Consider the following 8891-nt stretch of genomic DNA (forward strand, 5'->3'; position numbering starts at 1 on the left):
AACTCTTGAGCCGCTAACTGTCTAGCGTTAATGACAGTACTCATCTACTCAATTCTCTAACTGCCTTATTTGATGACTCTTAACTCTGATGCCGCTCTCATGTCCAACAAGCCAAAGTGCTTGGGCAAAGTTTATTTGGTGGGCGCAGGGCCCGGCGATCCGGGCTTGATGACGCTCAAAGGCAAAAGCTTACTAGAGTGCGCGGATGTCGTCGTTTATGATGCGTTAGTCAGTGCGCCGATTTTGGCAATGATCAACCCAAACGCCGAGCAAATCAGCGCAGGCAAGCGACGAGGACGGCACTCAATGGTGCAAGAAGAGATTACGCAAGTATTAGTTGATAGAGCGAAGACTGCGGCGATCGTCGTGCGTCTCAAAGGCGGCGATCCCTTCGTGTTTGGTCGCGGCGGCGAAGAGATGCAGGATCTCGTAAAAGCCGGGGTTCCCGTCGAGGTGATTCCAGGAGTGACTTCTGGCATTGCGGCTCCTGCTTATGCTGGCATTCCGCTGACTCATCGGTCTCATAGCTCGTCGGTGACGTTTGTGACGGGGCACGAAGAAGCCGGAAAATATCGCCCTGCGGTGAATTGGCAAGCGATCGCGCACGGGTCTGAAACGATCGTGATTTACATGGGCATTCACAATTTGCCCTACATTACAGGGCAGCTTCAACAAGCAGGATTGAGTGCCAAAACGCCGATCGCATTGGTGCGCTGGGGCACTCGACCTGAACAAGAAGAATTGATTGGAACCTTAGAGACGATCGCCGCTCAAGTCGAAGCGAAGGGATTTGGGGCACCTGCGATCGTCGTAATTGGCAGCGTGGTAAACCTACACGAAACTCTATCTGACTGCCGCCCACAATTTTTAGGCACATAAAGCCCTAAATTTTGTAAGTTAGAAGCGGTTCTCTAGCGATCGCTATTCATCCCCATGAAAATCAGACAAGCTACTCAACAAGATGCCTCTGAAATCATGAAATTGTTCTATGAAACTATTCATACAATTAATATCAGAGACTATTCTCAAGAACAAGTTAACGCTTGGGCACCTGACACCATGACCGTAGACAAATGGGTAAAACGACAAGACACAAAACAGACCTTTGTTGCTGACCACAACGGGAAAATTGTTGGGTTTGCAGAGTTTGAACCCGATGGTCACATCGATTGTTTCTACACTCACAAAGACTTTCAGGGTCAGAGTGTGGGAACGCAATTGTTGGATACGATCGTCACTCAAGCTACTCAATTACAACTGTCTCGCTTATTTGTTGAAGTCAGCATTACCGCCCGTCCCTTTTTTGAACACCGGGGATTTGCGATCGTCAAACCCCAAGAAGTCGAGTGTCGAGGGGTCAAACTTATAAACTTTGTGATGGAGCGCTACTTATCGTAAAAGTTCTCAATTCTCTAGCTTTTATCGGTAATCAATTCTCTAGCTTTTATCGGTAATCATTTTCAGCAATCCTGGTGAATATCAGACAATAGATGAAGTTGGATTATTAGGTTGCTCAAGAATTGTCTTCTCAAATTGATCTCTCTGTCGAAGAAACCCCCGATCGCCTTGATCGCTATCTCGCTGATCGAGTTACCGATTTATCTCGATCGCGACTGCAAAAGCTGATTGAGCAAGGTCACGTGCAGGTAAATGGCGAAGTTTGCACGTCTAAAAAGCTGGAGGTCAAATTGGGCGATCGCATTCAAATCGACATTCCCGCAGCCCAACCGTTAGAACTGCAAGCCGAAAACATTCCCCTCGACATTCTCTACGAAGACGATTCGCTGCTGATTCTCAATAAACCTGCGGGGTTAGTCGTACATCCCTCTGCCGGACACGAGGCAGGAACGATGGTTAACGCGCTTTTAGCTCACTGTCCGACCTTACCGGGAATTAATGGGGTTCAGCGTCCGGGTATCGTCCATCGGTTGGACAAAGACACCACAGGCGCGATCGCGGTTGCCAAAACCGAGCAAGCTTTTCACCATTTGCAAGAACAGTTCCGTACCAAAACCGCACGACGAGATTATTTAGCGATCGTCTACGGTGCGCCGCCTCAAGAAAAGGGCACGATCGATCAGCCGATCGGACGGCACCCAGTCGAGCGCCAAAAAATGGCCGTCGTGCCCGAAGAAAAAGGACGACGAGCCATCACTCACTGGCATGTGAAGGAACGCTTAGGAAATTTCACGCTGATGGAGTTTGAGCTTGAAACTGGGCGAACTCATCAAATTCGAGTTCACAGCGCTTTTATGGGGCATCCGATCGTCGGTGATCAGGTCTACGGGTCTGGGCGCAAATCTGTCAATGTGAACCTTCCAGGGCAAGCCCTGCACGCTTGGCGATTGCGGCTCAGACATCCGCTCACAGAAGAATGGGTGGTGGCGATCGCGCCTTTACCGTCTACATTCAAAAAGCTGCTAGAAGTGCTGAAACGGAGACTGTGAACTAGACAGTCATCACTACCACGTCTAAAATCTCGAAAGCCGTGTTACAAAACTACAGAAACCTTTACAGAGTACCAGTCAACCTTAAACTCAGAACCCTGTCTGAAAGCAGCTTGTGGCGATATTGAGAAACGATTAACTTAAGACAAGTTTACTAATAAATTTGTAATTGTGTGATTCGCTAAGGAAAAAGAGCTTTTTGATCGACACTAAAGCCGTGTCTGCTCTAGCTTTGACGATTTGTATCGCCAGACTTGATACAACTCAATAATTTGTAACAAATAATGCCCTTGCCACATTGTATAAAACTAATCTGAAGGGTAAAAACAACAGATGAAGTTCATCTAACCACTGATAACTCCGGGTTCTTGCCTTCTCATAATAAAAACGAAATTTTCTCAGATTTCTAAACGTTGCTTCATGAACCAGTTTATTAACAAGTGTTAAGAAGTGACGTAAATGAGAAGACAGCTTGAAATAATCAGATTGGGTTTTCACCCTTTCGGCTAAATCATTCCCAGTCTCAAAGATGGCTCGATCGAGCCTTCGAGTTCTGAGTCAAACGAACCAACTTCCAGTAATTAGGAGAAACATTCATGCTAGACGCATTCGCTAAGGTAGTCTCTCAGGCTGATGCCAAAGGTGAGTTTTTGAGCAGCTCTCAGCTAGATGCTCTGTCTGGTCTTGTCAAAGACGGCAGCAAGCGTTTAGACACCGTTAACCGCATGACCAGCAATGCTTCCGCGATCGTCACCAACGCAGCGCGCGCATTGTTTGCCGAGCAACCTCAGCTAATCTCCCCCGGCGGCAACGCTTACACCAACCGTCGCATGGCTGCTTGCCTTCGCGACATGGAAATCATCTTGCGCTATGTGACCTATGCAACCTTGGCTGGAGACGCAAGCGTTCTTGACGATCGTTGCCTCAACGGTCTGCGTGAGACCTACCAAGCATTGGGCGTTCCCGGCGGTTCTGTCGCTGCTGGCGTTCAAAAAATGAAAGAAGCTGCAATCAGCTTGGCCAACGACACCAACGGAATCACCAAAGGCGATTGCTCGGCGCTGATGTCTGAAGTGTCTAGCTACTTCGATCGCGCTGCTGCTGCTGTTGCTTAATTGCAATTAGTTACCATCGCTTGCGCTCTAGCGATAGAGCCAAACGCCAGAACCTTGTCCTAATAACAACAGACACCTTTAAGGGAGATATTGATCATGAAGACCCCGATTACTGAAGCGATCGCAGCAGCCGATACCCAAGGTCGTTTCCTTGGCAACACCGAACTGCAAGCAGTCAATGGTCGCTTTGAGCGCGCTGCTGCCAGCATGGAAGCGGCTCGTTCGTTGACCAACAACGCTCAAAAGCTAATTGACGGTGCAGCTCAAGCTGTCTACCAAAAATTCCCGTACACCACCCAAATGCAGGGTTCTCAGTATGCTGCGGGTCCCGAAGGCAAAGCTAAGTGCTCTCGTGACATCGGCTACTACCTCCGCATGGTGACCTATTGCTTGGTTGCTGGTGGAACAGGCCCCATGGACGAGTATCTAATTGCTGGTTTGGATGAAATCAACCGCACCTTTGACCTCGCTCCTAGCTGGTATGTAGAAGCTCTGAAAAACATCAAGGCTAGCCACGGTTTGGGCGGTCAGGCTGCTAACGAAGCTAACACCTACATCGACTACGCGATCAACGCCCTGAGCTAACAGTGCGTCTTGCCCGGAAAGGTATCGCGACCCGTCGGCTCCGGCTGACTGTTGTTTACCTTTCCGGGCATTGTTTTATCTAGGGTTACTCCAGGTTTGAATGTTTGAGTATAAATTCAACGATAAAAACCAAATCGGGAGTGATTAAGTTGGCGATTCGGCTCTCAGCAAATCTTCGCCAAGCTGCTGACGACTGAATGCTGACGACACCGCTACATATAAACGTTCGCCGTTCACTTAGGAGTCTTGATCGATGGCTATTACAACCGCAGCAGCGCGTTTAGGAACTTCTCCCTACGCGGAAACCAGTCAGGTTGAGTTGCGCTCACCCTGGACAAAAGAAGATGTTGAAAATGTGATTCGAGCGGTTTACCGTCAGGTGTTGGGCAACGACTACATCATGAAGTCTGAGCGTCTCACCAGTGCAGAATCGCTCTTGCGCGACGGTCAAATCACGGTCAGAGAATTCGTCCGGTTTGTTGCCAAGTCTGAACTATATAAAACCAAGTTTCTCTACGGCAATTTTCAAACCAGAGTCATCGAACTCAACCACAAGCACTTATTGGGTCGGGCACCGTTTGATGAATCTGACGTGATTCGTCACCTCGATATCTACGAACAACAAGGGTTTGATGCTGAAATCGATTCTTACATCGACTCGGCAGAATATCAGGCAAACTTTGGCGACAACGTGGTGCCTTACTATCGCGGCTTCCAGTTTGAGACAGGCGCGAGAACGATCGGGTTCACCAACATGTTTCGGCTCTATCGCGGTTATGCCAACAGCGATCGTGCTCAATCAGAAGGTTCAAAATCTCGTCTCGCTCGTGGGTTAGCTCAAAACACGGCAACCATGATCCAAGAGCCTTCGAGTGGGGCTGGTTGGTCACACTACGTGGCTTCCAGCGATTCGGCTCCCAACAAGTGTTTGGGCGGCTCTTTTGGTGAGAGCGGTCGGATTTATCGGGTCGTCGCGGCTGGCATCCGGGGCGGTGGCTATCCTGAAGTGCGTCGCAGCAGCACTGCTTATCTAGTGCCCTACGAGCAGTTGTCTCAAAAGATGCAGCAGATTCAGCGCACAGGCGCAAAAATCGTCAGCATCACGGTTGCTTAAGAAACTTTTGAGCTTTGAATTTTGGATTAGGCTTTCTAATTCAAAATTCAAAGCTAACCGCTTTTTACTTTAAACCTCGTTACAGGAGATTGCGATCGATGCTTGGTCAAACCGCAGTGGGCAGCGCAGCAAATACGACTTCTGGAAGCCGGATATTTCGCTACGAAGTGGTGGGTTTGCGTCAAAACGACCAGACCGACCAGATGAATTATCCCATTCGCAACAGTGGCAGTGTGTTTATCACGGTGCCCTACAGCCGCATGAACGACGAGATGCAGCGCATTTTGCGGATGGGCGGCAAAATTGTCAACATTACACCTCTCGAAGTGGATGAGAGCGACCATACTCTCGCCAAGGCTAAACGATAAGAAATTCTTACAGAGAACGGCGATTTAACCTGACTCATAACCTCTATGCTGCCATTACTTAACGTCACTCCCAAAACTCAAAATCAGCGAGTTGCTGGTTACGATGTGCTGGATGAGGATGATCCTCAAATCTATCGACTCAGTGATGCTAAAAGCGTTGACGAAGTGGATGCTCTAATCTGGGCAGCCTATCGTCAAATTTTTGGTGAACATCTGATTTTAGACAGCTATCGCCAGCCCTTTTTAGAATCGCAACTGCGAAACCGCCAAATCTCGGTGTCAGAATTGATCCGAGGGTTGGGCAAATCGGATGTCTATCGGGAATTAGTTGGCGAAACCAATTCTAACTATCGCCTGGTAGACATCACCTTTAAGCGCTTTTTAGGTCGATCGAGCTACGGCAAAGATGAGCAGATCGCGCAATCGATCGTCATCGCTACCCAAGGGCTACACGGCTTTATCGATACCGTGGTCGATGGAGACGAATATCGCCAAGCGTTTGGATCTGACATCGTGCCTTATCAGCGTCGGCGCATGGAAGGTCGTCCCTTTAATCTGTCAAATCCTCGCTATGGCGATTTTTGGCGCAACCGTCTCTTAGAGCGCGAATTGGCAACCCGTTCTTACTATCAAGTGCGGACTTACAGTTCGGGTGATTTAGACAAACAGGTGATTCGTCAGGCAATTCCGATGACCTTCCTCAATATGGCACAAGGAATTCTCACGCCTCAGTTAAACTCACAGCGCGATGTTGCCAGAGCCACTTCTAGCAATATCAAAGTGCCTGACAGCAGCCGTGCCGCGACAAGTTCTACTCAAACGGTGAAGAGAACAGCAGTGTCATTGCCCTATCGCTATATCCCTGGCAATCCTAAAGTTTAAAGGACTCATTCCTCCAAACAACCCTTCATTCTGCGTCCGCTATGTCAATTCCTTTGCTCGAATACAATCCCGCCTCGCAAAATCAGCGTGTTGCTGGCTACGAGGTTCCTAGCGAAGATACGCCTTACATTTATCGACTTGAAGACGCGATCGATGACACTGACCTGACCGACCTAATTTGGGCAAGTTATCGTCAAGTGTTTAGTGAGCACGTGATTCTCAAGAGCAATCGTCAAAGCAATTTAGAATCACAGCTAAGAAATCGGGCCATCACCGGGCGCGATTTTATTCGCGGCTTGGCAAAGTCTGAAACCTACCGTCGATTGGTTGTCGAAACCAACTCTAACTATCGAGTTGTGGAACTGACGCTCAAGCGGTTACTCGGTCGCGCTCCCTATAGCAAAGACGAAGAGATTGCCTGGTCGATCAAAATTGCCACCCTGGGCTGGGATCATTTTGTCGATGCTTTGATCGACAGCGACGAATATGAGCAGGCATTTGGCGAAAACACCGTGCCTTATCAGCGTCGTCGTTATAAAGATCGTCCCTTTAATCTGGTGACTCCTCGCTATGGCGATTATTGGCGCGACAAGCTAGAAACTGGGCGCTATAAATGGGGCGCGATCGAGAACTTCTTGGAGATGGCGCGATCGACTCCGATCGAAACTGTGCAGCCTGTTTCCGTCAACACGGCAAACATTCAAATTCCTGACATGACACGCAGCGTTCCTCAAAACACGCCCGTTTCGATTAGCACTCCAGCCAGTTTTCCGTTGCGTTAGCGGTTGATCTGCTGGTTTTACTGATTTGATTTGTTCATCAACACGAGGGAGATTCTAAAATGGCACTGCCATTATTGGACTATAGACCAAGCACCCAAAACCACCGAGTCAAGAGCTTTGGGCTTGCCGACCAAAACGAAGACACTCCTTATATCTATCGCATCGAAGATATGAGCGATGCCAACGATTTAGGGGAGTTGATCTGGGCAGCCTATCGGCAGGTGTTTAGCGAACACGAGACGCTAAAGTTTAACCGTCAAATCGCTTCTGAGTCTCGCGTCAAAAATCGGGCGATTACCGTGCGCGATTTTATTCGCGAGTTGGCAAAATCTGAGCGTTTCTACAGCACAGTCGTTTCTGTGAACAATAACTATCGCCTCGTGCAAGTTTGCCTCAAGCGCTTGCTCGGTCGCGATTCTTATAACCAAGATGAAGAGATTGCCTGGTCGATCAAAATTGCCACTCTGGGCTTTGACGGTTTTGTCGATGCGTTGCTCGACAGCGACGAATACACTGAGGCGTTTGGTGATTACACAGTCCCTTACCAGCGCAAGCGGATGGAGGCTCGCCCCTTTAACCTGGTGACTCCTCGCTATGGCGAAGACTTCCAAGAAACCGCAGGCACGATCAAAAATGATTGGCGCTTCACGGTAGACAAGTTCTACACCAAGAAATATCAAGAGCGCAATCTTCGTGAAGGCGATCCGGGTAAGTTTCGGGAGTTGGCAGCGGCGATCGCGCCCAAGGTCAATTATGCTCAACGGATTGCAGCGTCGAGCATTGACTATATGAGCAAAGTTCCTTCGCGGGACAAGCGATAAATCAACAGCGTTTTGAGCGTTGACTCAAAACCTTTTTGCTGGGTTTGATTTCTGTTTATAGAGCGATCGTTCACTGTGTTTCAGTTTTGAGCGATTGTTGTATCGATAAAAATCAAACCCAGCCGTTGTTTAAACGTTCAGACTTCAGTTCGTCGGCTTGAGTTTGGTCAGCTTGAGCTTAAAGGGGCCACCCGGAGTTTCCCCAAAGGCTTTAACTCTCACCACATAGTTTCCGGGTTTGGTGATGCGAGTAAACAGCAAAGAATTGGTCGTGCCATCCGGGCCGTCATCATTTTCGGCAACGGTTTCACCTTTGGCAGTCATCAATGTAACGATCGTGTCGAAATTGTCTGACGAAAGGTCGATCGAAACCTGATCCCCCGACTGTAGCGGCACTGAATAGTCGCGGGCAAAGTTTCCTTGACCCGTGGGAATATCATTTTCTGAGAGTTTGTCGCTAATTTCATTGCCCGGAGTCAGCGGAATGGGCGTATAAATTTTGTTTTGGGCGATCGCAGCGCCACGATCGCACCCCATTCCCAAAGCAATGACTATCATCCAAAAACGTTTCATCTCGCTCACAGCCCAATTTTTATTGATCTAACGTCAGTTCGACAGCAGTAGTTCGCTTCGGTGATGAATTTGGGAAGCCCCCTAAATCCCCCATTCTGGGGGACTTTGAACCGGAGATTTTGGCTTGAAGTCCCCCAAAGTGGGGGATTTAGGGGGCAAAAGCCGCTACAACGAAGCGAAAAACCTCGTCGAACTGACGTTAAT

11 protein-coding genes are annotated in these 8891 nt (G+C 48.7%); 10 read left to right on the forward strand and 1 reads right to left on the reverse strand.

What is annotated here, in order from left to right; genetic code table 11:
- The first annotated feature begins 72 nt into the window (after window positions 1–72).
- The 10 genes from cobA to BRW63_RS23790 all read left to right on the forward strand — a co-directional run bounded on the left by cobA (window position 73) and on the right by BRW63_RS23790 (window position 8114).
- Window positions 73–879 (forward strand): uroporphyrinogen-III C-methyltransferase, encoded by an 807-nt coding sequence (gene cobA / locus BRW63_RS23745; RefSeq protein WP_223257491.1) that lies wholly within the window; start codon window positions 73–75, stop codon window positions 877–879.
- A gap of 54 nt (window positions 880–933) precedes the next feature.
- Window positions 934–1398, forward strand: a complete 465-nt coding sequence (locus tag BRW63_RS23750; RefSeq protein ID WP_073074857.1) for a GNAT family N-acetyltransferase — start codon at window positions 934–936, stop codon at window positions 1396–1398.
- 122 nt (window positions 1399–1520) lie between these two features.
- On the forward strand, window positions 1521–2447 hold the full coding sequence (locus BRW63_RS23755) for an RluA family pseudouridine synthase (RefSeq protein WP_073074858.1): 927 nt from the start codon (window positions 1521–1523) through the stop codon (window positions 2445–2447).
- 596 nt (window positions 2448–3043) lie between these two features.
- Window positions 3044–3562, forward strand: a complete 519-nt coding sequence (locus tag BRW63_RS23760; protein WP_073074859.1) for a phycocyanin subunit beta — start codon at window positions 3044–3046, stop codon at window positions 3560–3562.
- A gap of 96 nt (window positions 3563–3658) precedes the next feature.
- The gene (cpcA, locus tag BRW63_RS23765) at window positions 3659–4147 is read left to right on the forward strand and encodes a phycocyanin subunit alpha (protein WP_073074860.1); all 489 of its coding nucleotides are present in this window, start codon (window positions 3659–3661) and stop codon (window positions 4145–4147) included.
- 253 nt (window positions 4148–4400) lie between these two features.
- The gene (locus tag BRW63_RS23770) at window positions 4401–5261 is read left to right on the forward strand and encodes a phycobilisome linker polypeptide (protein WP_073074861.1); all 861 of its coding nucleotides are present in this window, start codon (window positions 4401–4403) and stop codon (window positions 5259–5261) included.
- 98 nt (window positions 5262–5359) lie between these two features.
- Window positions 5360–5629: a phycobilisome linker polypeptide gene (locus BRW63_RS23775; RefSeq protein ID WP_073074868.1), complete on the forward strand. Its 270-nt coding sequence runs from the start codon at window positions 5360–5362 to the stop codon at window positions 5627–5629.
- 45 nt (window positions 5630–5674) lie between these two features.
- Window positions 5675–6511 (forward strand): phycobilisome rod-core linker polypeptide, encoded by an 837-nt coding sequence (locus BRW63_RS23780; RefSeq protein ID WP_073074862.1) that lies wholly within the window; start codon window positions 5675–5677, stop codon window positions 6509–6511.
- Between the two features lie 41 nt (window positions 6512–6552).
- On the forward strand, window positions 6553–7293 hold the full coding sequence (locus BRW63_RS23785; protein ID WP_073074863.1) for a phycobilisome rod-core linker polypeptide: 741 nt from the start codon (window positions 6553–6555) through the stop codon (window positions 7291–7293).
- Between the two features lie 59 nt (window positions 7294–7352).
- Entirely contained in the window at window positions 7353–8114 is a 762-nt protein-coding gene (locus BRW63_RS23790) for a phycobilisome rod-core linker polypeptide (protein WP_073074864.1), read from the forward strand.
- A 144-nt stretch (window positions 8115–8258) separates the two neighbouring features.
- Here the strand turns inward: BRW63_RS23790 and BRW63_RS23795 are convergent, their stop codons facing one another.
- Entirely contained in the window at window positions 8259–8672 is a 414-nt protein-coding gene (locus tag BRW63_RS23795; protein WP_223257492.1) for a PPC domain-containing protein, read from the reverse strand.
- Window positions 8673–8891 lie beyond the last annotated feature (219 nt).

This window comes from Phormidesmis priestleyi ULC007, assembly GCF_001895925.1.
GTDB lineage: Bacteria > Cyanobacteriota > Cyanobacteriia > Leptolyngbyales > Leptolyngbyaceae > Phormidesmis_A > Phormidesmis_A priestleyi_A.